Source organism: Flavobacterium sp. (genome assembly GCF_023151265.1).
Taxonomy (GTDB): Bacteria; Bacteroidota; Bacteroidia; order Flavobacteriales; family Flavobacteriaceae; genus Flavobacterium.
This window is the reverse complement of the sequence record NZ_JAKLJH010000015.1, coordinates 1-26,470: the sequence shown is the minus strand read 5'-3', so window position 1 is coordinate 26,470 and position 26,470 is coordinate 1. Positions and strand designations below refer to the sequence as shown.

Genomic DNA, 26,470 nt, shown 5'->3' with positions numbered 1-26,470 from the left:
GCACTTAATTATGCCTTAAAAACAAAAGCAGATGTGTTAGTAAGTATCGATGCTGATGGACAGTTTGATGTAAATCAAATTGCTGAATTAATCAATCCAATCGTTCTTCAACAAGCTGATTTTTGCTTAGGCATTAGATTTTCTGGCGGAAAACCTGATAACATGCCAGGAATAAAATTTTGGGGAAATAAACAAGTAAATAAAATTGTAAGTTTTGTTAGTAAAACTAAAATTTATGATGCTTCTTGTGGTTTTAGAGCCTATTCTAAAGACACTTTATTAAGTTTAAATCTACATGGAAGTTTTACGTATACGCATGAAACAATTCTAGATTTATTAGATAAAGGCTTCAAGGTAGCCCAAATTCCAATTACCGTTTTATATTTTGAAGACAGAGTTTCCAGGGTAGCTAACAATCTTTTTAAATATGCTTACAAAACTTCGTCAATAATTTTTAAGTCATTAAAAGATTATCGCCCGCTACAGTTTTTCCTAGGAATTGCAACCGTAATTTTTCTAATTGCTATGTTTTTTGGCGGATGGGCTTTATTACATTGGATCATCTACAATACCATAACACCTTACAAGAGTTTTGGTATCATAGGATTATCTCTTTTAGGCATGAGCGTAATTATTACAATTTTTGCTTTCATGGCTGATATGTTAGGACGAATAAGAAAAAACCAAGAAAAAATATTATATTTTTTAAAACAAACGCATTTTGAAGATCCTAAAAAATAAAGAATTACAATCTCAAGTTTTAAAATACATTATCATTAGTCTTTTTGGTTATGGTTTTGTGTTTGTATCACTTTATGTTTTTGTTGATATTCTAAAATTTAATAAATCAATCGCATTTATGATTGTTTATGGAATTTCTTACTTAATGCTTTATACGCTTCAATTAAGGGTGCTTTTTAAAACTACTCATAGTAACAGCAAACTAATTAAGTTTTGCTTAAGCTTAGTTTTCTTTTACGTATTGGCTAATATTTTATATAATACTTTTAATTATTTTGAAATAAATTATTTGATAAGTACATTTATAACTATTTTGATTTTAACACCTTTACGATTTATTATTTCAAAATTCTACGTTTACAAATAATGCAAAAATTTTTATACAAAATAGATTATGTTTTACAACGATTTTTAACTTCGTTGCTATTTACTTTTCCAATAATTAAACTAGTAAAAAAAGCTTACTTTTTTGTTCGTTTTAAAACAACTTACATTGAAGCTACAAATAATGTTGTTATTACAAATTTTGACAAACCAAATCAAAATTCAGGAATAACTTTTTTAGGAAAATGTGTGCTTTCTAGAAACATTGAAGTAGATATTTGTGGAGGTATTGTTATGGGAAAAAATGTCACTATTTCTGACCATGTTACGATACAAACCCACAAACACGAATATGATGGTTTTAGTTTGTATGAAAATAAAACATCATCATCATCTTTAGAAATTGGAGATGAAGTTTGGGTTTGCAATAATGTAATTATTACAAATAGTGTAAATAAAATTGGTAAAGGAGCTGTAATTGCTTCGGGCTCAATTGTGACTAAAGATGTTGAAGATTACAGCATTGTTGCAGGAGTTCCAGCGAAGCATTTAAAGTATAGAAATAAAATAAATTATGGAAAAGCATAGTGCTACTTGGAATAAAATTTCTCTTTCTTTCTTTAAAAAAGGTTTTAAATTTATTTTACTTCACCTTTCCATGCAATTTTTTGTTCCGCCTTCATTGCGAACTAAATTGCTAAAATTGTATGGTATTCAATTTAAAAATAGCAAGACTGTTTTTATTGGAACCAATGTATTATTCGACAATTTAAAAAACGTTTCTACATCAATTGGAGACAATGTTTTAATTACTTCTGGTGCAAAAATTTTAAATCATTTTCCAATTATTACCCCAGAAGGCGTTTCTGAGTTTAGCATGGGAAATGTAATTATAGAAGACAATGTTTTCATAGGCATGAATGCGCTAATTATTAAACCCGTAACAATTGGAAAAGGTGCTGTAATTGGTGCTGGTGCTGTAGTAACTAAAGACGTGTTACCAGGAACTATTGTTGGAGGAAATCCTGCTACAGTAATTGGGTATACAAAAGATTTTAGCAAAATTTAGAGCAACTTCTTAATCTCATCTTCAAACTTATCTGTTGTAAATTGGCGCGACCAATTTTGTCCTTCAGAAGCCGTTTTTTGATATAATAATTCGTCACTTAGCAAACGTATTGTCTGGCTTACATCTTTTTCTAATTGTTCTTCTAGTTGAATGCCTCTTTCTCCGTAGCCCAACATATAAGGCACACAAGAAACTTTTGAAACAATAGGCACGCAACCCCAAAACATAGCTTCGGCCACTACTTTTGGCCAACCTTCACTTTTAGATGGTAAAATTAAAAAATGACTGGTTTGATAGGCTTTTAAGACCGTTTCCTTTGACTGATTCCCTTTTAAAGAAACGATGCTTTCTAGTTTATTTTCGAAAATATATTGTTCTAAATTGTCTCTTAGAATTCCCTCTCCATACAAATTCAGTCGAACATTTTTCCCTTGTTGATGTAATTTTTCAATCAACTGAATAGCATATAAAGGCTGTTTACCTTTAGACAATGTTCCAACAAATAAAAAATCAATACATCCCTCTAATGTTTTTGGTTCTATTACTTTTTTATCTGATTCAGAATATGTTGCGGTAAAAAAAGGTTTGATATTATTTGTTTGGTTGTTCCAATCGCCATACACCAATACCTGCATGTTTTTAGTTAAAAAAGTATTGGATAAAATCCAACGCTGTAATTTATAAGTAAAAGGCTGTTTGGCATTTGGATCCCAGTTACCAGCATATTTAGCTGTTTTAGGCTTCTTTGGAAACAAAATTTGAACCATAGCTCCAATTAAACCCATATTTCCAGGACAACGCAAGTGAATGTGATCAGCTTGATACATGGCTGAATAAACCGTGCTAAAAACTTTTGGGAGTTTAAATAACGCTTTAAAAATATTAGCTACCGAAGTAATATTAAATTCTAAAACCGTACGAAAACGCAAGTTAGAATGATGATATTTCTCGTGAATAGGATTTAATTCTTTATTTACTAAAGGCGCAACCACAATTACCTCATCTACATATTGTAACCAAATATTCATTTCTCGAATATACGGTGCGTAACCAAAATAGAAATTATCGTTTTTGATGTGTTGAACGTGAGTGATAATTGCAAATTTCATTTTAAAAGATAAAATGTAAATATACAATTATGTTGAAACAATACAAGAAAACAGATTGAAGTTAAGAGAAATTAAAAAATACTCTCAACAAACTCTTTTGTTATAGGCTTGCTTGAAAACAAAACCGACTCATCAACTTTAGCTTTATGAATATACAAATCATCTACCGTGGTAGACAAAATACATATCTTAGTATGTTTTTTCAGAGTATCAGATAGCGAATTAAACTTTTCAATAAATTCAAAACCATCTAAAACAGGCATGTAGATATCCAAAAGAATTAAATCGGGTAATTTTGCTGTTACATTTTGAAATTCTTCTAAATATTGAATAGCCGTTATGGAAGAGTTAAACTCCATAATATCTATATTTTCATCAAAATTAGTAACGATTTTTGAGGTGATATAACAATCAAACTCATTATCATCTACTATCATTACTTTTTTAACTTTTGCCTTCATCAATTTATATTTTTATAAATTTTACAAATTCTTCTTGTCTTCTCTTAGCAACTGGCAACGAAACTCCGTGTTCAAACTCACAGTAGAATCCATCTTTTTTAACAATCTTGACAATTTTTTTAATATTAACTACATACGAATGATGAATTCTAAAAAAGTAGTTATTTAAAAGTAAGGAATTATATTCTCCAAGGTTTTTACTGGAAAGAATTTTCTGTTTATTAGACAACACGAATTCTGTATATTTCCCTTCTGCCTTGCAGTACATAATATCTTCAACTTTAATTAATTCAATCTTATCGGAAGACGAAATAGCAATAAAACCATTGTCGCTTGTTTCACTCCCATAACTTTTAATTTGGCTTACCTTTTGATTTTGGAAACTCAATTCCATTTCAATTAGCTTAATTACTTTATAAATACAAACAATAAGATCATTGAAATCGAGTGGTTTTAATTGAAAATCCGCAGCACTATATCGAAAAGCATCATAGGCTTTAGTAATATCATTTGAAATAAAAATAAATTTAGGAATATTGAAATCTAATTGTTTTATCAAATGAAATTCAGATAAATTAATAGGTGTTGCATCTAAAAAAATTAACTCGGGTTTATGTGCTTTAATCAAAGGCATAGCTTCAGACAAGCTATCCGAAAAAGCACAAATTTCAATAATTACTGAATTTTCTTCAGCAAATTTTGAAAGTTGGGCTACAACATCGGAGTTACTATCTATAACGATGGTTTTTAATAATCGCATTTAATGAATTTAGATTTTTAAACTTTATAAAGATAAATTATTTTATTAGAAAAAACTATTATTCTTTAGGAATTGCCACAGTAAATTTTGTTCCTTTTCCTAAAACCGATTTTACAGTGATTGTACCACCAAGCTTTTGAATTATTTTTTTCACAGATGCTAATCCAAGACCACTTCCGGCATATTCTGATTTTGTGTGCAACCTTTTGAAAGGTTTAAAAATAGATTCGTAATATTCTGCTGCAATTCCAATACCATTATCCTCCACTTCAAAATAATGATTAAACAAATCAGAATCATATCCTATTTTTAATTCCAAATCTTTTTCTTGGCTTCTATATTTTAATGAATTATCTATCAAATTATAAAAAATCATGTGCAACGCTAATTTTGAAAAACTCAAAGTAGGCATTTCTTTAATTTTTAAACTTGAATTTGACAAATGATGATGTTCTACTAAATTGTGAAAAATTTGAGTAATAAACTCGTTCAAATCTATACTCTCCTTTTCATCAATTTTGCTATCCGATTTTGCATAATCTAATAAATCAACTATTAATTGATTCATTGTATCAATATTAGTATAAATAAAATCGAAGTATTTTTTTTCTTTTTCATCTACTTGACCTTCGCGCTTCATTTCTATAAGTTGCAGAAAAGATTTTACAGCACGCAAAGGAGCTCGTAAATCGTGAGCCGCTGTATGAGCAAACTCCTCCATTTGTTTTGAATAGTATTCAACTTCTTCTTGGTATCGTTTTAACTCAAAATTTTGCCTTCTAAGCTCTAACAAATAAACTACTTGTTTAGCAAGTCGTTTCAAAATTTGCTTTTTTTCTTCTGAAATTGTCTTTGGCTCTTCTTGGCTAATAACACACAAAGTTCCGAAAGCAATTCCTGCCGAATTTTGCAACGGAACACCAAAATAGGAAACTAAATTTGGATTATTTTCTACTAAAGGATTATTTTGAAATCTATCATCTTTTCTTAAATCTGGCACTTCAAATAGTTCTTCATTTGAAAGTAAAGCGTGAAAACAAACAGAATGTTCTATTGGAGTTCCTTGTAAATCAATACCTACTTTAGATTTGAAAAACTGACGTTTATCATCAATTAAACTCAATAATACAATAGGCATATCACAAATACATGAAGCCAACAGAGTAATATCATCATACATTTCTTCGGGCAAAGTATCTAGAATTTTATAACTTTCTAGAGTCTTTACACGCAAATAATCTTGATGATTTAAAAACTTTTCTTCCATTGTTCTAAAATACAAAAAAAATTAATACCCCGTTACAATAAATTCGCTTCTTCTGTTCATTTGATGTTCCTCTTCTGAACATTTAACACCATCAATACAATGATTAATAGGTTCTTTTTCGCCTAAACCTTTACTTATAATTCTGTTTATATTAATTCCTTTAGCCACCAACCAATTACGTGTAGCCAAAGCTCTCTTATTAGACAATTCCAAATTATAATCAGCCGAAGCTCTACTATCGGTATGTGATTTAATTTCTAATTTTAATTCTGGATTTTGTTGTAAAACATGTAAAAGTATGGCAATTTGCTTTTCGGCTTTAGGATTAATTTCCGAATCATCTAAATCAAAATAAATGTTTTGTATGGAGAAAAACTTTGCCAAATCAACACCGTGTTTTAGTTGAATTTCTTTAGGCAACAAAACAATAGAAGTGTTTTTATTTGAAATTAATTGCGATTTTATATACTCTTCTTTTGTTTCGTAAGCTGAATGCTCAAACTTAAGATACCAACCCGATGCTTTATAATTATTATTCAAAATAAATTCTCCATTAGCATTTGTAGTGGTTTTATCTAACATTTTTTTAGAATCATCAAACAATGAAACAATAGCATTAGCTATAGGAGTACCAAAAAGAGCATCTTCTAATTTGCCCGTAAAAAATTGCTCTTCTTTAGAATAAATAGTTGCATTTTCGATAAATTTATAAATATCGTCACTCCCTTTTCCCTCTGGTCGATTAGAAGAAAAGTAACCCACTTGTGTTTCTAAATTTACAACATAAGCAAAATCATCATAAGCCGTATTAATAGGGCTTCCAAGATTTATAGGTTTTGAAAAACTATTGTCTTTATTCATTTTGGAAACAAAAACATCCAATCCACCCAAACCTAAATGACCATCAGAAGCAAAAAACAATTCATCATCAGAAGACAAAAAAGGAAATGTTTCACGTCCTTCGGTATTGATGGTGATACCTAAATTTTCTGGAGCACCAAATTTTCCGTCTGCTAAAACTGCCACACGATACAAATCAGATTGTCCTAATGTTCCTGGCATATTAGAAGAAAAGTAAAGCGTCTTCTCATCGGCACTTAAAGCAGGATGCGCACAATTATAATTATCGCTATTAAATGGAAGCTCAACAACATTTGTCCATTGCCCGTTTTTGAAGTTAGCGCTGTAAATTTTAAGCGACACCTCATCTTTTGCGTTTTTCTTTTGCTTGTTTTTTTTAAAATTATTTCGAGTAAAATAAAGCGTTAAACCATCTTTTGTTAAAATAGCAGTTGATTCATTACTATTAAAAATTGTATTTTTAAGAAAGGGTTTTGAACTTTCAAACAGTTTTGATTTATTTATTTTACTACTATACAAACCTGAAAAAGGTTGCTTCGTCCAATTATCAAGTTTAGAATCCTTAGTTTCTCGTGTACTAGTAAAAATAATGCTGTCTTTTGATTGAAAAACACCATAATCGCTAAACGTAGAATTAATTGCTAAATTTGAAATTGTGTAACGTTCGTTATTGGTTTTAATTTGCTCTAAATAATTCGAATTTTCTTCAAATTGTTGCGCTCTAGAATCTGCTTTTTTAAGTTTTGAAAATAGCGCATAATAGTAATTTGATTTTTCAATATCTGGAATTGTTTTTAGCGTTTGAGAATAACGATAATAATATTCGAAATCAATTATTTCTGAAGACTTTATTAATTTTTCATACCATTTATTTGCTTCAGCATAATTAGCATTGAAGTAATAAGAATCCCCTATTTTTTTATAAATATCGGGCGAACCATAACCATTTTTATCTACTTCAATGTAAATAGAAATAGCATTCATGTAACCTAATTTTTCATAGGCTGCATTTGCCTCTTTTATTTTCTTTTCTTGTGAAAATCCAATAAAAAAAAGCATTAAAACTAAGAAAGTAACGATGCTTTTCATAATATCTTTTTTTTAGAAGAACCTTGGAGAAAACACTTTAGCTTCTGCTTTAAACACTTCAAAGCGTAAGAAGAATTCGTGCGATCCTGAATTGTAATTAGCCAATTTAGAAGCTTCAGCATCATAAGAATATCCTACAAAAATAGCATCCGAAACTTGAAAACCCACTAAAGCACTTACAGCACCATTAATTCGGTAAGCGGCACCAGCTGTTAACTTATCGAAGAATAAAAAGTTAGCTGTTAAATCAACCTGTAAAGGAGCGCCAGAAACAAATTTTGATAGGAAAGCTGGCTTAAATTTTACTGTATCACTAAAATCAAAAACATAGCCTCCCATAAAATAGTAGTGCATACTTTCTTTAGCACTAGAAGATCTTGTATTATCATCATAATGCTTCGTTTCAAGAAAATTAGGCACCGACAATCCAAGATAATATTGATCAGAATACCAATAAAATCCGGCTCCAAAATTAGGCGAAAATCGATTATCTACATTATTTTGCAAATCAGGATCTGTTGGATCGTAGATACTCAACTTAGTATAATCTACATTCAACAAATTTGCAGTGGCTTTAAATCCGAAAGATAATCTAGATAAATTTTCGAAAGTAATACGATAAGAAAAATCAGCAGAAATAGTATGTTCAATAGATGGCCCTATTTCATCGTTGATAATAGACAAACCCCAACCTAAATTAGAATTTTTCATTGGAGAATGAATAGAAGCTGCAGCTGTAACTGGAGCTCCATCTAATCCAACCCATTGCGATCGGTAAAGTGCTAGAACACTCAAAGCATCACGAGTTCCTGCATAAGCCGGATTGATGACAGTAGTGTTGTACATGTAATTTGTAAACTGAGGGTCTTGTTGCGAAAAAACAGACTCCGTAGTAAATAGTAACAACATTAGAGTTGCTACTAAAAATTGAATTAACTTTCTCATTTTGTATTTCGGGGGGATTTAATGATGAGAATTTTAGAATATTTGGGTAAAGTTGATACTTACTACCAGAAAGGAGTTATACAAACTCCTTTCAGAGTAATAAGCTTCCCCAAAATATCCATAAAATGAATGCCTAATTGGATGCTATATATAAGTATCCTGTTTTTTGTACGTTTTTTAAATCGTTTATATTGTTAATAATGTAATCATAAGAAATCACATAAAAATAAGTTCCTTGAGGTAATGCTCCATTTGATACGTTAAGTGAACTATCTGAAGCTCCTTTGAAAACATTTGAAACATTATCGTAGCTAGAAGTTTCATAAACTTTAGCACCATAGCGGTTAAAAATTTCTACTTTGTTGTTAGGGTAACATTCAATTCCTTCTAAATAAAGAAAATCGTTTTTACCATCGCCATTTGGAGTTAAAGCGTTGTAAATTTTTACACCACAATTTAACACCACTTCTTGATTCAAATAAGCTACATTTCCGCAAGCATCAATTGCTGTCCATTTTCTAAAAATTTTAGATTGACTTGAACAATCACCTGCTTCTTGAGTTTCTTCGTAAGTGATAGAAACTGTATTTGAATTATCTACAGCAACAACTTCTGGAATACTTGGCACACTTTCACAATCTGAATAAACTAAAGCTTCTAAAGAAGTTGTAAACTCTGGAATTGTTGTATCTTGAATATACACATGCTGAGTTAACTCTGCAACATTTCCACAAGAATCAGTAGCTAACCAATATCTAATAATTTCTGAATTAGAGCTACAAGTTCCTGAAATTACTTCTTCCTCGTAAGTTATTGCAACCACTGAAGTACAATTATCTGTAGCTTGTATTGTATAAGTTGGCAATGAATCTATTGAAGATAAAGTTAAACTACTTGGAACCTGAGTAAGAATTGTTGGGTTCTCATTATCTTGAATAAAGAATGTTTGATTACAAGTAAAACTATTTAATACAGTTTGATTGTTACGATTTTGAGGATCATAAAAAGTAATTGTATACGTTCTTACAACAACACCTCCGCAACCTGTATCTCCAGTATTTGAAGCCGTAATAACAACATTACTACACTCTTCACCAATGATTTCTCCAGGATGAATTCCTAATTGTTCAAACGCTGCTATGGTTAATTGTGTGACAGAAGGAATTTCTGAAGCACAAGAAACAATTTCATCAAGAAAAACAGGACAAACAACATCTACAACACAATTATAACTTAATTGAATTTCAGAAACATTAGACCAATTTCCTTGAAAATCTTGAACTCTGTAAGATTGAATTGAAGGCGTTCCTGTAAAAGTTGTTTCTGGTGTAAAAGAAACTTCTCCATTAACTGTACTTAAATTCCAAATACCTTCTCCTGAAACCTGCATAATGATTGATGCTCCATTAAGATTAACTGTTGTGTTAGGTGTTGTTAGATTTGTAAATTCAATAGTAGTTGGATTTACAGCATCTCCAATTGTATCATTTTGGATTAAATTCATCGTAACTGGCTGGCCTATTACATAATTTGACAAATCAGATTGTGTAACTGGTAACAAATCGAAACTTATTGTAGCTTCATTGCTTATATTTTCATTAAAATCTCTAATAAAATAAGTTACGCTCGTAGGATTTCCAAAAAAAGTAGCTTGAGGAACAAATCGAATCAATCCTGAAACTATATCGATACTCCATCTTCCTTCATTTGGCATATCAAATGCTATCAAATTATTCTCTAAACAATACTCTTTATTTTGAGCATTAGTAGGTTCTAAAAATCGAATTCTTGTTGGGTTAACAGCTGCTCCTACATTATCATTTTGATAAGCGTTAATAGTAATTTGTGAATTAGGAGCATAAACCAAAACATCATCACTAGCTACTGGACAAGTTGGAGCCACAATTTCCACTGCTATTTGTTGTTGATTAGCACATTGCGTAGTTAAATCGGTACAAACAAATTGGTAATTTCCAACGCCTAAATTTTCAATTAAAAATGTTGATGTAGTACCTTGATATTGTGTTCCTGATACAATTTCTTGAATTTTCCATTGACTAGGCAAATTAGACATTAAAACTGAAGCTAATGTTCCATTACAGCCTACACTACTTGCAATTGAAACAGTAGGATTTGGAGCATTGTACACATAAAAAGATTGAGCAAACTCGCGTCCGCAAGCATCCATAGTTTTAGCTAAATAAGTGCTTCCAGCTTGTAAACCACTAAAAACAGAAGAACTTTGATAATTAAAAATTTGTTGGTTACCACTAGCATCATACAAAGCGTAAGTATAAGGAGCTCTTCCTCCTGTTGCCACCATATTTACTGTAGTTTCACAAGCTACTATAGATTCAAAAGTAAAAGTTTGTATTGTTGTATTGAAAGTATACTCGTATAAAAATCCATCTGTTAATCTTGGTAATCCGTTTACACCACCAAATTGAACAGGTTGCACTTTATTATTTAAACCTGTAACTCCTCCAAAACGTATAACGTAAGTTTGATTGATTGGTGCTTGAAAATTAATTGTTCCTCCGCCTACACTTGAAAAAAAGAAAGGAGCACTAGAATTAATATCACCAGAATTAAGAATGGTACCATCCGATTTATAAACAGCTACAAAAGTTCCTTGAATTCCTACTGGAACTTTCATTGACACTAAAACAGTAGATTGAACCTCACCACAATTTCCTAATTCATAGGACATTTCTGTGCTTCGTGTGCAATTAGCTTCAAAATCAAATGTTTTTGTTTTGCCACATGCATCTGTTACAGTAAAGTTATAATTGCCCGGAGGAAAAGATTTAGCTCCACCATTTGCTAATAAACTTGTAGCAAACGGATTATTTAACTGCATTGAAAAAGGATATTGAATTTGATTTGAATTAATTGTAACTCCAGAATCAAACTGTGTATTGTAATTTGATGGTCCTGAATTAACTGTAATTGTTAATGGTCCAGTAGCCATACTTGAAACTGGCATTTCATTAAAATTTAAGAAACAAACATCATCAAAGAAAACAGAACCATCACGTGCAGATGTAGTACAAGAAATTTCTGGTTGAAAAGGAGCAATATCTTGTCTGATTTCTTTTTGAGTAGTAAAACCACATGCATCTGTAAGTGTAATTTTATAACTCACTCCATATCTTAATCCTAAACCAATTGCCATTGAGGCTCCTTGAGACACACTATTGTAATGAGACATATCAAAATGATGACCTACTATTGTGTTTCCAAAAACATTTACAACAGGTTGTCCTGGATTATTTATATCTTCAACCTCAACATAAACAGGATTTACTAAATTGTTTCTAAACATCTTTACATCATAACCTACAGCACATGGATTTGAAGGATCTGGAAAGGTTTGAATTCTTGGAGTATCAAAGAAAAACTCTTGAACAGTTGGCAAACTTAAACTTCCTCCTCTTACAGAACCACAATCATTATAAGCAGTGTAAGTAATGTTAGTATTGTTAAAAAATGAAATTGGCAATTCAAAATCTGTTAGAAAATTTCTAATATTTGAAACTGCTGACTGCGGAATTGTATTCACTACTGAAATACTTTGTCCTAATGTATTTGTAAAATTATAAGTAACACTTCCACTAGTTGTACCAGAAGTAGTTTTTATTCTAAATTTTAAAACATCACCACAAGCCGAAGAATTAACTCCTGTTTTTCTATCTACATGTACAATTGAAGTTGATACAATTGTAGCATTATTTAAACCATTAGGAACAACAATAGTTTTATCAGAACTATTTCCTCCACAAGAATCAATAATATCTACTATATATGTTCCAGCTGCTAAACCTGTAATGGTATAAGTACTTGAATTAAGAGAAACTGGAAAATTTCTTGCTCCTCCAGGACCGCTTAAAATTCGTACTTGATAGGCTTGGTTTGTAAAATCATTTGTACCTTCGGTACTTGAAATATTAGATAGTCTAATTTCGCCATCTGTACCGTTTAAACATCTTGGCGACCATAAAGCATAAGTAAAATTATCCGCAGGTCTTACAGATCCATTAGTGCATTGTGAATAAATTGCAGGTGAAAAAAACATCAAGAAAAAGAAGCCTTTTACAATTTCAAACCATTTTATGTAAAGTTTTGTGTTCATAATTCTTTATTTTAGGGAATAATCATCTTTTGAACTGACACAAATTTGTGGCAATCTTTACTCATACCCTAAGCAGAAGTAATAAGTGTAATACATTTATTAATAAGTGTAATTTTAACAGAACATCTTTAAAAAACCTGTTAAACAATCAGTTACAATCATTAATAACTATAAACAGAATTATGAAAACAGTTTTTTTTTGTAAAACTTTTTTGTAATTTTACAAAACTCAAATCCTACTTCTTAAGACTTACTTAATTCATTTTATTCTACTTCATCCCCTAAATGTTATGTTAGAAAAATATAATTATAGTATAGAAATAATTGACCAAACAGAAATAGTTGCCAAAACTGGAAGTTGGGAATTAGACCTTATTTCAAATGAACTCTTTTGGTCTAATGGTGTTTTTAGAATTTTAGAAATTGAGCCTATTAATACGAAGGTTGATTTTAGTATGGGATTAGGTGTCATTCATCCTGATGACAGAGAAATTGCATTACTTAAAATGACAGAAGCCATTGAAAAAGGCATTGAATATCGCATCAAAAAAAGATTCTTAACTGCTAATAATAAAATCAAACATATTATTTCTTCGGGAAAAGTAATTAAAGATGAAAATAACAATCCTATAAAAATAGTAGGAATCTTTCAAGACATTACCGAGTTTGTTGAAACCAATGAAAAAATGGAACTCTTAAATAAGATTACAAAAGATGTTATTTTTGATTGGGACATACAAAACGATTTTTTTAATTGGGGCGAAAGTTTTACTCGATTATTTGGACATAAACTTGATGGCAATCCATTTCAACTCGAAGATTGGGATAAATTAATGCACCCTATTGATACTGAAAGACACAGAGAAGAGTGGAATGCTTTTTTTAACAACCCAAATGCAAGTCAATGGAGCAAAGAATTTCGCTTTAAAAAAAGTGATAATTCGTATGCCTACGTAGAGGAAAACGCTATTGTAATTAGAGATGGAAATGGGAATCCAATTAAAATGATTGGGTTATTAAGAGATATTACAACAAAAAAAGTAGTCGAAATTCAAAAAAAAATACAAAATCAAATTTCATTAATTTGTAAACAACCTAAGAATACAGATGAAATTTTAGAAGACATTTTAGACTATTTAACAAAATACGATAATTTTCTATCAAGTGAAATTTGGCTTCTAAATTCATGCAAGACAGCTATTCGATTAAAAAAATGGAGTTCAAAAAACAATCAGTTTAAAAAGTTTTATTCTGAAACAAAAGATATTAATAGCTTTGAAAAAGGCAAAGGCCTACCAGGAATTGTATGGGAAACAAAAAAACATCAATTATGGCAAGAAGATGAAATTACCGAAAAATTTCTTAGAGAAGCAAGCATAAAAGAAATAGGAGTTAAATCTATTTTAGCAATTCCTATTTTTAGTAATAATGATTTCATAGGTTCAATATTATTCTACTCTAAAAACGACTTAACACTAAATGAGATTAAAACAGAACCTTATCTTCCTTTAAGCAACTTCTTAGGAGATGAACTAAGAAGAAAAACACAAGAAGATATGCACCAATTAATGTTTGAAAGTGCTCCAGACATTATTGCAACCGTAAACTCTAATGGTTTTTTTACAAATGTAAACCCTGCATTTTGTGAGTTACTAGGATATACAGAAAAAGAACTTACTTCTAATCATTTTACTTTCTTTTTACATCCCGACGATTTAGAGTCAACAAAATTAGAATATGACGAAACAATTTCAGGAAGTAGAAAAGCTAATAATTTTACCAATAGGTACCGAACTAAGAATGGCGATTATAAATGGATTGCATGGAGTTCTTCTGATGTTTTTGGAGAAGAAAACACTTCATTTGCCTACGGAAGAAACATTACTGAAATAACAGAACTACAACATTTATTTCAAGAAACAGCAAAATTAGCCGAAATAGGTAGTTGGGAATACGATAAAAACAAAAAAGCAAAACCTTTCTTTCTTTCTAATGTAGTTAAAGACATTCTTGAAATAAAAACACACAAAAATATTAGTTTTAAATCACTTCTAGCATTAGTATACGAGGAAGATCAAAGTAATACGGGTGACATATTCTTAAATCTTATTGAAAATGGTAAACATTTCGACTCAGAATTTAGAATTAAAACCAACTCAGGCAACTTAAAATGGGTAAGATGCATTGGAAAATCTGAAACAAATACGTTTAATAAAAAAACAAAGGTTTACGGAAGTATTCAAAACATTACCAAGCAAAAAAACAACGAATTAGAATTAGCGAAAAAAAATTTCTATTTGTCATCCATTGCAAATGTAATTTCCGAATTAATGCATTCTGAAGATTGGTTCCAATCGCTACACAAGGTTTTTGAAGTAACTGGAAACACAATTGATGTTGATAGAATTTACTATTTTGAAATAGACGAAACTAGTGAAAACGAACAAAAAACCTGTAGTCAAAAAATTGAATGGACAAAAGATGGTATTACTCCTCAAATAAACAATCCCGACTTACAAAATGTTCCCATTGAAGCATTTACTACTTTTTTTGATCCTTTGTTAAAAGGAAAACATATTTCAGGAATAACATCTAAGTTTCCAGAAGGAAATTTAAAGGAAAATCTTGAAAGTCAATCGATAAAATCTTTTCTAGTTCTTCCTTTATTCATAAACAATATTTTTTACGGATTTGTAGGTTTTGATGATTGTATTAATGAAAGAAGATGGTCGAATAGCGAAATAACTTTTTTAAACAATATAGTCTACAACCTATCAACTACCATTCAAAGAAAAAAAGCAAATTATGAATTAGAAAAATCTCTTGAAGAAAAAAATAACATTTTAGAAAGTATCGATGATGCCTTTATTTCTTTAGATCAAAATTGGATTGTAAAATATTGGAATAAAAAATCGGAGAGCATTGTAAATTTGAGTCGAGACCAAATTATTGGGAAAAATTTCTGGGATGTTTTTCCACAACTTCTAGGCACAATCTATGAAAAAAACTATAAAGAATCTTTTGAACTTCAAAAATCTATCAACTTTCAAGACTATTTTGAAGAATTACAAATTTGGTTAGATGTTTCAGCATATCCATCAAAAAATGGATTATCAATTTACTATAAAGACATAACAAACACAAAAAAAAACGAAGACGCATTAAAAGCTTCAAACGATCGTTTTGAAAAATCTACAGCAGCTACAAATGATGCTATTTGGGATTGGGACATTGAAAAAAACACCATGTACAGAGGAGAAGGTTTTTACAAATCATTTGGTTACAAAGTTCCAAGTTTTATTTATGACACAAACATTCTAAACCTAATTAAATCTAGAGTTAGACCAGACCAAGCGGATGATGTAATAAATTCATTAATTGAAGCAATTAATAATCCCGAAAAACAAAATTGGCACCAGGAATATTGGTATAAAAAAGCAAATGACGAATATGCCTTTATCATAAACAACGGAGTTATTATTAGAAATGAAGAAGGAAAAGCAATACGAATTGTAGGAGCGCTACAAGATATTACACATTTAAAAGAACAAGAAGATTCGTTACGAATTTTAAATAAAAAACTAGAAAAACAAACAAAAGCACTACTAAATTCAAATCAAGAACTAGAACAATTTGCTTATGTAGCTTCTCATGATTTACAAGAACCTTTAAGAATGGTTACCAGTTTTCTTACACATTTAGAAAAAAAATACGATAATGTTCTTGATGACAAAGGAAAGCAGTATATTTACTTTGCCGTTGATGGAGCTAATAGAATGAGAAATATTATTCTAGACATCCTAGAATACTCAAGAGTAGGAAAATTAAAAGAAGAAAGCGACAAAATCGACCTAAATAAACTTATTGATGAAGTTTGCAAAATAAACAATCAAATAATAATTGAAACGCAAGCTAAGATTATTTATGATAAATTACCAACCATTAATTCTTACAAAACGCCTTTAACACAAATATTGCACAACTTAATAGGAAACGCCCTAAAATACCAACATCCTAATAAAAGTGCTATCGTAAAAATTAAAGTAGTAGAAAATGATAAAAATTGGCATTTTAAAATTAAAGACAACGGCATTGGTATAGACAAAGAATTTCATGATAAAATATTTGTAATTTTTCAAAGATTACATACAAAACAAGAATACAGCGGCTCTGGTATGGGATTAGCTATTGTAAAAAAAATTATTGAAAACCTAAATGGAACCATCTGGGTTAAATCTGAAGTTAACAAAGGATCGACGTTTCATTTTACATTACCAAAAAAATGAACCTACTTAAAAAAATAAATAGATGTTTAGATTATTGGCCAAATCAACTGGCCATCATATCTTTTTTCATATTACTCATTATTAGTATATTCTTAACCTACAGAATTTACAACAATGAATATGGTAATGAGTTAATAAAAGTAAAAGAAGAATCATTTAAAATAAAAAACCAGCTTGAAAGCACAATTAACTACAGTTCTAACGTAGTTAAAGTAATTAGTTTTATTGCCGAAAAAAATTTAGAAGAACAAGAATTTGAACCCGTAGCAAAAAGTTTAGTAGAAAAAAACAAATATGTTGATGGAATTCAATTGGTAAAAGGATTTGAAATTATAAAAACATATCCTTTAATTGGCAATGAAAAAACTATTGGCTATCATCTTACTGCCGATAGCCTTCACAAAAAAGCTGCAAAAGATGCTATTAAAAAAAATAAAATCTTTTTTGAAGGACCTTTCCAACTAGTTCAAGGAGGAATGGGTATTGTAGGTAGAGAACCTATTTATAAAAATGGAAAATTTTGGGGGTTTTCTGCAGTTATTATTAAAACAGAAACTTTTTTAAAATCAATTCACCTAGACGACTTTGGAAGCACTTCAAACTTTGAATATCAAATTGTACAAAAAGAAGGTGATTTAAGTGGTCCTAAGTTTTTTAAAAACAATGCCGATTTTAGCCAAGGAATTATACATAAATCTTTCTTACCCGCAGGAGATTGGTATTTGTATGTAAAATTAAAAGAACCTAAATATTTAAACAGATCCATTGAGTTTCTAATTTATGGAATTGTTTTAAGTATAACAATTGCTCTGTATCTTAGAAAACTAGCAGAAGAACCTCTAAAACTTGAAACCTTAGTTATTAAAAAAACCGCTGATCTAGAAAAATTAAATTTAGAATTAGAAAACAGAGCAAAAGAACTTACTAAAGTTAACAAAGAGTTAGAATATTTTGCTTACATCATTTCTCATGATTTACAAGAACCGCTGAGAATGATTACTAGTTTTTTAACCCAACTAGAGAAGAAATACAATGATGTAATTGACGACAAAGGAAAAAGATACATTTTCTTTGCTGTTGATGGTGCTAAAAGAATGAAGAATATTATTCTAGATATTTTAGAGTTCTCTAGAGTTGGAAAATACAATGATAAAAAAGAATTCATCAACTTAAATGATATTATTCATGAAATTGAATCTTTCTATAAATTAGAATTCCCACATGGCAAATTAATTTATGAAAACCTTCCCGTTTTAAACTCATATAAATCTCCTTTAATTCAAATATTTCAAAACTTAATTGGTAATGCCTTTAAATATTCTAAAGAAAATGTAACACCAATAGTATCTGTTAAAGTAATTGAAGAAGATGACAAACAAATAACCTTTGCTGTTGAAGACAACGGAATTGGAATTGAAAATGAATATCTTGAAAAAATATTTGTTCTTTTTCAAAGATTACACACAAGAGAAGGCGACAAAGGAAGCGGAATGGGATTAGCAATTGTAAAGAAAATTGTAGAAAATCTTAACGGAACCATTTGGGTAGAATCTGAAGTAAATGTAGGCAGTACTTTTTATTTTACTTTACCTAAAGAAAAAGAATAAATATGAAGTCTGAGCTTAAGATAACACTATTATACATTACAATTGGAATATTGTGGATATTCTTGAGCGACCATTTTGTGCTTTTATTTATTACTAAAAACACCCAAGAACAAATAACTAATTTTCAAAATATTAAAGGATGCTTTTTTGTTATTTCAACCGGTTTGCTTTTATTCACGTTACTTAAAAGACATAATTCTGCCATTAGACAAAAAATTGAAGAATTAAAAGAAAAATCAACGGAACTAAAAAAAACCAATAACGAATTAGAAAATTACTTTTTCCTAGCTTCTCATGATCTTCAAGAACCTAATAGAACCATAATTAGTTTTTTAACAAATCTTGAAAAAAAATATAAAAACAATTTAGATGAGCAAGGACATAAATACATAAAATACGCTATTGACGGAGCTTACTACATGCGTAAAAGTATTTTAAACTTACAAGAGCACACTAAAATTGGTAAAAACCTAAATTTCAAAAACATAGATTTAAATTTAGTTATTAAAAACATAATAAAAGAATATGAAAATGAGTTAACCTTAGACAACATAACCATTTCTAAGTTACCAATTATTAAGACTGATGGAAATTTAATTTATTTAATATTTAAAAATTTGATTGAAAATGCAATTAAATTTAAAAAGAATAATGAAAATCTACACATAACAATAACGTATAAAGAGCAATCTGATTACTGGGAATTTACTTGTTCAGATAACGGAATTGGAATTGACAAAGAGTATCATGAAAAGATTTTTCAATTATTTCAACGATTAAATTCTAGCTCAGAAAACAAAGGAACTGGCGTAGGTTTATCTATTACTAAAAAAGCAATCGAAATTTTAGGAGGAAAAATTCAAATTGATTCTTCTCCAAATAAAGGGAGTTCATTTTATTTTACTTTACCAAAAAACACAATAAAAAACACTAAATACAAATAATTTAAAATCAACATTTTATAAGAAAAAAGAGATAGAAAGAATCACAATTAACTGTTTTTTTGATTCTTATTTAGATAAATTAAATTATCTTTATAAAAACAAACAACAAAACTACCCCCCTAGTCATGAAAAAAAATCAAATCTTACTTGTAGAAGACAATGAAGGAGATATTGTATTAACTTCGGAAGCCTTTGAAGAGTGTAGCTGTAAAGCAAATATTCAAGTAGCTAGAAATGGAAAAGAAGCTATCAATATTTTATTTGATCAAAACGAAGATGCGCAGCTACCTGATTTAATTCTTTTAGATATTAATCTACCTCTATTAAATGGACACGAAGTATTAAAAAAAATAAAGGAGAATGAAAGAACGCGACACATACCAGTTGCAATTTTAACAACATCTTCTGCAATTAGCGATATTAATTTAACCTACGAAAATTATGCTAATTGTTTTATTACAAAACCAGCTGATATTAATGATTTTTTTGAAACTATAAATGCCCTAAGTAATTATTGGTTTAATATTTGCAAACTACCTTCTAAAAAGTAATATGATTGTAGACGAAAAAAAGTATAACATAATAGTCATTGAAGACAATTTAGGCGATTTTTTTCTCTTAGAAGAATATTTAAGTGAAAAAATAAAATTGCCTACAATAAAACATTTCGAAAGATTTAATGATTTTAAAGATTCAAATGAAAGTCTTAGTGATTGTGATATAATTTTTTTAGACCTTTCATTGCCAGATAAAAGTGGAACTGAATTAGTAGAAGACGTTTTAAAAATATCAAACAATATACCCGTTGTGGTATTAACAGGATATTCTGATTTTTCATTTGCTTTAAAAGCAATAGCACTTGGCGCTTCTGATTATCTTTTAAAAGATGAAATTAACAGCGCCATGTTATATAAAAGCTTAGTTTATAACATTGAGCGATTTAAAAACATTATAAAAATAAAAGAATCAGAACAATTATATAACGATTTATTTCAGTTAAGTCCGCAACCTATTTTTGTAATTGATGCCACAACATTACAAATTTTAGATGTAAACCAAGCCTGTGAAAAATTGTACGAATTTAAAAAGGAAGAACTATTAAATCAATCTATTACAACTATTTTTAAAGACGAGGAAACTATTTTTGACAATCACCAAACCATAATTACTCAAACTCATCAAAAAAAAAATAAAGAGAAAATCATCTCAGAAGTAAAATATAATAAAATTATCCATAACGATAAAGAAGCCATAATTATAGTAAGTAACGACATCACAAAAAGCATAGAACATCTTAATGAAATTGAAAGTCAAAACACTAAATTAAAAGATATCGCTTGGATACAATCGCATATAGTTAGAGCACCACTTACAAATATTTTAGGGCTCATTAAATTAATAAACGAAACCGATTCGGTAAATGATGAAGAATTACTTAATCATCTTAACCAATCTGTAAAAGAATTAGAAAACAGTATCAATGAAATAGTAAATAAAACGCATACCATGTAACAAAAAAATCTTTGCCTATGAAAAAACACATTTTCATAATAGATGACGATCCAATTTCGATAATAATTCTTAAAAAGAATCTAGAACTTATTGCTATTTCAGAAGAAATTGTAACATTTAGCAATGGTAAAGATGCTTTTAATCATTTAGAAAAAGAATATCTAAAAAATGAACAATATGTTATATTTCTAGACATCAATATGCCCGAAATGAATGGCTGGGAATTTCTAAACAAAGTGGAACATTTGATTACATCGCAAAATACATCTATTTATTTACTTACTTCATCAATAAACAAAGCAGATATGGAAAAAGCTAAGCAGTTTTTATTAATAGAAAAATACCTATCTAAACCCATTTGCAAAGAAGTTTTAATAGAAATTAAAGAGAAAAACAAACTATAAATACAAAGAGAAATACCCCTAAATCTCACCAAAACTCACCTACAATTCTTTCTGGACAATATTAAATAAAATTCAAAACTAACAATTGATAATCAGTATATTATTTGTTAATTTAAGAATTCAAAATTTACAGTTCAATATAAAAGCAATTAAATGATGAGTAAGGACCATTTAAATTCTAATCTTTTTAATCTAAATCCACTACCCTCGTGGATATACAACTATCAAACGTTTCAAGTTCTAGATGTAAATATTGCTGCTATTGAACACTATGGCTATTCAAAAGAAGAATTTCTGAAGCTAACCATAAAGGATATTAGACCTCCGCATGAAATAGAAAAACTTATTAAAGCTCATGCAACTATAAAAGACCAAAATGGAAATATCTACTTTGGCGTTTTTACCCATTTAAAAAAAGATGGAACACCTATTCAAGTAGAAATCAATGGTCATAAAATAGATTTCAACAACCAAAAATGCATACTAGTTGTTTGCCAAGACATTTCAAAAAGAATTGAACAGGAAGAAATAATTCTTCAAAGTGAGCAACGTTTTAAAGCACTTGTTCAAGAAGGAGGCGACATGATAAGCATAATTGATACTGATGGAAAATACAGATATACTAGCCCAACAACAACCTCTATTTTAGGAATAACTCCCGAAGAGTTTCAAGGAAATACAATTTTTGATTTCATTCACCCAGAAGATATCGAAAAAGCTTCAAACTACATGCAGAGAATCGCTAAGGAAAAAAAAGTAATTGTAGAACCTTTCAGACTTAAAGACGGCAATAAAGAATGGAGATGGATTGAAACTGTATTAACAAATATGACAGACAATCCAATTATAAAAGGAATTGTAGCAAACTCTAGAGATATAACAAAACAAAAGGAAGAAGAACAACAATTAAGACTACTAAGTAGCGTAGTAACCAATACTAAAGATTCGGTTGTAATTACTGAAGTAAAACCCATCGACTATTCAGGACCCAAAATCATATACGTTAACGAAGCTTTTACTAAAATGACAGGTTATAAAGCTTCCGAAATAATTGGTAAAACAACTAAAATCCTTCACGGACCTAATACAGATCAGGACGAACTTAAAAAACTAAGTAAAGCAATCGAAAAACGGGAATCATGCGAAATCACAATAGTAAACTACAAAAAAAATGGTGAGGAATTTTGGAATAATTTTAAAGTATCTCCTGTAGCAGATGAAAAAGGAACTTATACCCATTGGATTGCGGTTCAAAGAGATGTTACAGACCAAAAACAAAAAGAACTAGAAAAAGAACTGTTTGGAAAAATAAGTTTAAATTTTTCTTCTGAAAAAGACCTTTCGTCATCTTCCAAATTACTGTGTCAAACTATTTCTGATTATGGCCGATTTGACCTTGTTGAGTTGTGGATGCCAAATATTGAAAATACATCACTACAATTAATCACAAATAATGCAGCTTCTAAAGATGCATCTACTTTTTCAGAATTAACAAAAGAGGTGCGAAATTTTAAACCAAATGAAGGGCTTCCTGGAACTGTTTGGAGTAAAAAAAAGACCACTCTCTGGGAAGACATCAACAAGAATAATGATTTTGTTCGCAAAGTAGCCGCTGAAAAAACAGCTATTAAAAACGCTGCAGCTTTCCCTCTCATTTACAACGATCATATTGTAGGAGTACTGCTAATTGCAACACAAAAAGAAATAAATCACCTTAAAAAACACATCAAACTATTTGAAAAATTAAAGGAATTCATAGGATCTGAAATCAATCGAAAAAAACTAGAAAACGATTTAGGTTACCTATACAATACCATTCCAGATATTGTATGCCTTACCGATTTTCAAGGTAGGTTTTTGAAAATAAATAAAGCGGGTTGCGATTTATTAGGTTATACAGAAGATGAACTATTGTATCAACCTTTTAACAATTTTGTACACCCAGAGGATAAAGTCATCTCAAAAAATGAATTAGTAGGCATTACAAAAGGGCAAATTACTTCAAGTTTCGAAAATAGATACCGAACCAAAAGCGGAAAAACAATATGGTTGAGCTGGACATCTAATGCCTCTTCTGAAGAAGGATTAATTTATGCCATAGCAAAAAATATAACCGAAGAAAAGAAAATAAAAGAGCTTAACAGACAAACACGAGAACTTGCTAAAGTAGGAGGCTGGGAATATGATTTAATAGAAGATAACCTATTCTGGTCAAGCGAAGTACATCGTTTACACGAAACAGACCCAAACACTTTTAAACCTAGTGTAGAAAAAGCCATTGAATTTTATAAAGAAGAATACAAACCTTTTGTTACAGATTGTATAACAAAAAGCATTACAGAAGGTGTTTCTTTAGATTATGAGGCAATTATTATTACCAAAAGTAACAAAGAACGATGGATAAGAGTAATAGGAAACCCCGAATATATAGAAGACAAATGTGTAAAATTTTTTGGAAGCTTTCAAGACATAACAGACCGTAAAGAAACCGAAGATCGATTAGAAAACATATCCGACAACATTCCTGGAGTAGTTTATCAATACATACTTCATCCAAATGGTAGCGAAGAAATAAGAAATGTAAGCAAAGGAGCTGAAAAAATTTGGGGATATTCAGCAGATGAAATCACTAATAACATTAACTTAGCTTGGAATCAAATTAAAGCAGGAGGCGATTTCGAAGCTGTAAAACAAAGTATTGTTGATTCAATTACGAATAAAACAAATTGGTCTATTAGATTCCGTTCTGTTACTGCAAATGGAGAAAAGCGTATGCTTCAAGGTGTTGGAAAGCCTGAATTTGCCACAAACGGCACCATTCTTTTTAACTCTATTTTATTAGATGTTACACAAGAAAGTAAAAATGAAGAACTATTAGCACAAGTTACCAAATTAGCCAAAATAGGAAGTTGGGAATTTGATAGAATAGAAAATAGAATGTATTGGTCAGATACACTGTATGAAATACATGAAGCAGACCCAATTTCATTTAAACCTGATTTAGATAGCGGGATAAACTTTTATAGAGAAGATTTCAAAGAAATGGTTATAGAAAATGTAACCAAAAGTATTGAAACAGGAATCCCTTTTGAATTTGAAGCAGTAATTGTAACCGCTAAAAACAACGAACGATGGATTCGAAGTCTTGGAAATGCTGAAATGGTAAATGGAGTATGCACTCGTCTTTATGGAAGTTTCCAAGATATTAATGAACAAAAAATTGTAGAACTACAAAAAAATAGCCTTCAAAACACATTAGAAAACAGTTTAAATGAAATTTATGTATTCGATACGAATACCTTCAAATTTATTTATGTTAACAAAGGTGCATTAATTAACATTGGTTATTCAGCAGAAGAAATAAAAAAACTAACACCATTAGACATTAAGCCCGACTATACATTAGCTTCTTTTAAAGAACTAACCAAGCCTTTAATGAATAATGAAAAAGAAAAACTCATCTTTTTTACAAACCATCAAAGAAAAGACGGTAGTCTTTATCCTGTAGAAGTTCATTTACAATTGGTTTCAGAAAATAACCAAAGAAGATTTCTAGCCGTAATTCTAGATATAACAGAACGCAAAAAAACAGAAAAAGAAATTAGTGATAGCGAAGAAAAAAGAAGATTAATCATGAGTGGCGCATTAGATGCCATCATTTGTATCGACACTAAAGAAGCTATCACTTTTTGGAACAAGCAGGCCGAAGAAATTTTTGGATGGAAGGAAAAAGAAGCATTAGGACAACAACTATCAGAACTAATTGTACCTGAACCTTATAGAAAATACCATAGAGAAGGTATGAAACACTATCTCAAAACGGGAGAAGGAAAAGCCCTTAACGTACTGTTAGAATTAAGTGCCATCAAACGAAACGGAGATGAATTTCCAATTGAACTAACAGTAATACCTATTAATCAGGGAGAAGATTTATTTTTCTGTGCCTTCATTAGAGATATTACAGAACGTAAAAAATCAGAAACAAAGATTCTTCAAGCTAATGAACGTTTTGAAATAGTAACACAAGCAACTAACGATGCCATTTGGGATTGGAATATTAAAGAAAAAACGTTTTTTAGATCTCAAAATATCCAAAAATTTTTTGGAGAAGGCACTCCTTCAAATTTAAAAGAAAGTCAATTCTGGGATGATAAATTTCATCCTGAAGATATTCTGAAAACGAAAAAAAGTTTATCCGATGCTCTAGAAAACCCTTCAATAAGCAGATGGGAAGCAGAATATAGAGTTTTTAACGAATCTGGTAAAATTGTTTATGTGGTTGATAGAGGCATTATTTTACGAGATAATAAAGGAAAAGCTACCAGAATGATTGGAGCGATGACAAATATTACTGAACAAAAAAATCATGAAGCCCAACTTGTAGCATTAAACGAATCGTTACAGTTACATGCAAAAGAGTTAGAACGTTCTAATGAAGAATTAGAACAATTTGCATTTATAACCTCTCACGATTTACAAGAGCCGTTACGAATGATTTCTAGCTTTATGGATCAGCTAAAACGTAAATATGAAGATAAATTAGATGATAAAGCTTTAAAATATATCGAATTTGCTACAAATGGTTCTAAACGAATGAAGCAAATTATCTTAGATCTTTTAGAATATTCTAGAGCTGGAAGACCAACAGATTTAATTGAAACTGTTGATGTAAATGAAATAATTTCTGACTTTAAACTATTAAGAGGAAAAATAATTTCTGAAACATCAGCAACCATTTCTAACGAAGAAATACCAAACATTCAAACTTATAAAACAGGTTTAACACAAGTGTTTCACTCTCTTTTAGACAATGCCATTAAATATTCGAAAAAAGATGAAGCGCCTAACATCATTATTAATTATAAAGAAGAAGAAAACAAATGGGTATTCTCTGTAAAAGATAATGGAATAGGAATTGATGCTAAATTCTACAATAAAATTTTCATTATTTTTCAACGT

The 26,470-nt window shown here is 29.8% G+C and carries 18 protein-coding genes; 11 read left to right on the top strand and 7 right to left on the bottom strand.

Annotated elements, in window-relative coordinates; genetic code table 11:
* The 4 genes from L6Q46_RS02740 to L6Q46_RS02730 form a co-directional block, all read left to right on the top strand.
* A partial coding sequence (locus L6Q46_RS02740; protein ID WP_291283007.1) for a glycosyltransferase family 2 protein occupies nucleotides 1-741 on the top strand: 741 nt, incomplete at its 5' end.
* Nucleotides 722-1,108, top strand: a complete 387-nt coding sequence (locus L6Q46_RS14000; RefSeq protein WP_363315833.1) for a GtrA family protein — start codon at nucleotides 722-724, stop codon at nucleotides 1,106-1,108. The genes L6Q46_RS02740 and L6Q46_RS14000, both read left to right, overlap by 20 nt.
* Entirely contained in the window at nucleotides 1,108-1,653 is a 546-nt protein-coding gene (locus tag L6Q46_RS02735) for an acyltransferase (RefSeq protein ID WP_291283006.1), read from the top strand. The genes L6Q46_RS14000 and L6Q46_RS02735 overlap by 1 nt, the downstream gene beginning before the upstream one ends.
* Nucleotides 1,640-2,134: an acyltransferase gene (locus L6Q46_RS02730; protein ID WP_291283005.1), complete on the top strand. Its 495-nt coding sequence runs from the start codon at nucleotides 1,640-1,642 to the stop codon at nucleotides 2,132-2,134. Before L6Q46_RS02735 ends, L6Q46_RS02730 begins: the two co-directional genes overlap by 14 nt.
* Here the strand turns inward: L6Q46_RS02730 and L6Q46_RS02725 are convergent.
* From L6Q46_RS02725 to L6Q46_RS02695, 7 genes are all read right to left on the bottom strand, one after another.
* Nucleotides 2,131-3,243, bottom strand: coding sequence for a glycosyltransferase (locus tag L6Q46_RS02725; RefSeq protein ID WP_291283004.1), 1,113 nt, complete (start codon nucleotides 3,241-3,243; stop codon nucleotides 2,131-2,133). The genes L6Q46_RS02730 and L6Q46_RS02725 overlap by 4 nt on opposite strands.
* A 71-nt stretch (nucleotides 3,244-3,314) precedes the next feature.
* A complete protein-coding gene (locus tag L6Q46_RS02720; RefSeq protein WP_291283003.1) occupies nucleotides 3,315-3,704 on the bottom strand; it encodes a response regulator in 390 nt (129 codons plus the stop codon).
* A 4-nt stretch (nucleotides 3,705-3,708) separates the two neighbouring features.
* Nucleotides 3,709-4,464, bottom strand: coding sequence for a LytTR family transcriptional regulator DNA-binding domain-containing protein (locus L6Q46_RS02715; RefSeq protein WP_291283002.1), 756 nt, complete (start codon nucleotides 4,462-4,464; stop codon nucleotides 3,709-3,711).
* A gap of 58 nt (nucleotides 4,465-4,522) precedes the next feature.
* Nucleotides 4,523-5,731, bottom strand: a complete 1,209-nt coding sequence (locus L6Q46_RS02710) for a GAF domain-containing sensor histidine kinase (RefSeq protein ID WP_291283001.1) — start codon at nucleotides 5,729-5,731, stop codon at nucleotides 4,523-4,525.
* 21 nt (nucleotides 5,732-5,752) lie between these two features.
* A complete protein-coding gene (locus L6Q46_RS02705) occupies nucleotides 5,753-7,681 on the bottom strand; it encodes an OmpA family protein (RefSeq protein WP_291283000.1) in 1,929 nt (642 codons plus the stop codon).
* A 12-nt stretch (nucleotides 7,682-7,693) separates the two neighbouring features.
* Complete coding sequence (locus tag L6Q46_RS02700; RefSeq protein ID WP_291282999.1) at nucleotides 7,694-8,626, bottom strand: type IX secretion system membrane protein PorP/SprF; 933 nt, start codon at nucleotides 8,624-8,626, stop codon at nucleotides 7,694-7,696.
* A gap of 133 nt (nucleotides 8,627-8,759) precedes the next feature.
* Nucleotides 8,760-12,758: a gliding motility-associated C-terminal domain-containing protein gene (locus L6Q46_RS02695; RefSeq protein WP_291282998.1), complete on the bottom strand. Its 3,999-nt coding sequence runs from the start codon at nucleotides 12,756-12,758 to the stop codon at nucleotides 8,760-8,762.
* 290 nt (nucleotides 12,759-13,048) lie between these two features.
* On the opposite strand from L6Q46_RS02695, the gene L6Q46_RS02690 reads away from it, so the two are divergent.
* The 7 genes from L6Q46_RS02690 to L6Q46_RS02660 form a co-directional block, all read left to right on the top strand.
* Nucleotides 13,049-17,044, top strand: coding sequence for a PAS domain-containing protein (locus tag L6Q46_RS02690; protein WP_291282997.1), 3,996 nt, complete (start codon nucleotides 13,049-13,051; stop codon nucleotides 17,042-17,044).
* A complete protein-coding gene (locus L6Q46_RS02685; protein ID WP_291282996.1) occupies nucleotides 17,041-18,651 on the top strand; it encodes an ATP-binding protein in 1,611 nt (536 codons plus the stop codon). Before L6Q46_RS02690 ends, L6Q46_RS02685 begins: the two co-directional genes overlap by 4 nt.
* A 2-nt stretch (nucleotides 18,652-18,653) precedes the next feature.
* Entirely contained in the window at nucleotides 18,654-19,595 is a 942-nt protein-coding gene (locus tag L6Q46_RS02680; RefSeq protein ID WP_291282995.1) for an ATP-binding protein, read from the top strand.
* Nucleotides 19,596-19,720: 125 nt separating this feature from the next.
* Nucleotides 19,721-20,146, top strand: coding sequence for a response regulator (locus L6Q46_RS02675; protein WP_291282994.1), 426 nt, complete (start codon nucleotides 19,721-19,723; stop codon nucleotides 20,144-20,146).
* Between the two features lies 1 nt (nucleotide 20,147).
* A complete protein-coding gene (locus L6Q46_RS02670) occupies nucleotides 20,148-21,107 on the top strand; it encodes a response regulator (protein WP_291282993.1) in 960 nt (319 codons plus the stop codon).
* A gap of 17 nt (nucleotides 21,108-21,124) precedes the next feature.
* Nucleotides 21,125-21,511 carry a response regulator gene (locus L6Q46_RS02665; RefSeq protein WP_111566897.1) on the top strand — a complete coding sequence of 129 codons (387 nt, stop codon included), beginning with the start codon at nucleotides 21,125-21,127 and terminating at the stop codon, nucleotides 21,509-21,511.
* Between the two features lie 153 nt (nucleotides 21,512-21,664).
* Nucleotides 21,665-26,470 (top strand): PAS domain S-box protein (locus L6Q46_RS02660; protein ID WP_291282992.1); only part of this gene is annotated, 4,806 nt, incomplete at its 3' end.

Excerpts from the sequence above, each read along its gene's own strand:
- L6Q46_RS02735 (WP_291283006.1), top strand. The coding sequence starts at position 1,108 with ATGCAAAAATTTTTATACAAAATAGATTATGTTTTACAACGATTTTTA.
- L6Q46_RS02730 (WP_291283005.1), top strand. The coding sequence starts at position 1,640 with ATGGAAAAGCATAGTGCTACTTGGAATAAAATTTCTCTTTCTTTCTTT.
- L6Q46_RS02725 (WP_291283004.1), bottom strand. The coding sequence starts at position 3,243 with ATGAAATTTGCAATTATCACTCACGTTCAACACATCAAAAACGATAAT.
- L6Q46_RS02720 (WP_291283003.1), bottom strand. The coding sequence starts at position 3,704 with ATGAAGGCAAAAGTTAAAAAAGTAATGATAGTAGATGATAATGAGTTT.
- L6Q46_RS02715 (WP_291283002.1), bottom strand. The coding sequence starts at position 4,464 with ATGCGATTATTAAAAACCATCGTTATAGATAGTAACTCCGATGTTGTA.
- L6Q46_RS02710 (WP_291283001.1), bottom strand. The coding sequence starts at position 5,731 with ATGGAAGAAAAGTTTTTAAATCATCAAGATTATTTGCGTGTAAAGACT.
- L6Q46_RS02705 (WP_291283000.1), bottom strand. The coding sequence starts at position 7,681 with ATGAAAAGCATCGTTACTTTCTTAGTTTTAATGCTTTTTTTTATTGGA.
- L6Q46_RS02700 (WP_291282999.1), bottom strand. The coding sequence starts at position 8,626 with ATGAGAAAGTTAATTCAATTTTTAGTAGCAACTCTAATGTTGTTACTA.
- L6Q46_RS02695 (WP_291282998.1), bottom strand. The coding sequence starts at position 12,758 with ATGAACACAAAACTTTACATAAAATGGTTTGAAATTGTAAAAGGCTTC.
- L6Q46_RS02690 (WP_291282997.1), top strand. The coding sequence starts at position 13,049 with ATGTTAGAAAAATATAATTATAGTATAGAAATAATTGACCAAACAGAA.
- L6Q46_RS02685 (WP_291282996.1), top strand. The coding sequence starts at position 17,041 with ATGAACCTACTTAAAAAAATAAATAGATGTTTAGATTATTGGCCAAAT.
- L6Q46_RS02680 (WP_291282995.1), top strand. The coding sequence starts at position 18,654 with ATGAAGTCTGAGCTTAAGATAACACTATTATACATTACAATTGGAATA.
- L6Q46_RS02675 (WP_291282994.1), top strand. The coding sequence starts at position 19,721 with ATGAAAAAAAATCAAATCTTACTTGTAGAAGACAATGAAGGAGATATT.
- L6Q46_RS02670 (WP_291282993.1), top strand. The coding sequence starts at position 20,148 with ATGATTGTAGACGAAAAAAAGTATAACATAATAGTCATTGAAGACAAT.
- L6Q46_RS02665 (WP_111566897.1), top strand. The coding sequence starts at position 21,125 with ATGAAAAAACACATTTTCATAATAGATGACGATCCAATTTCGATAATA.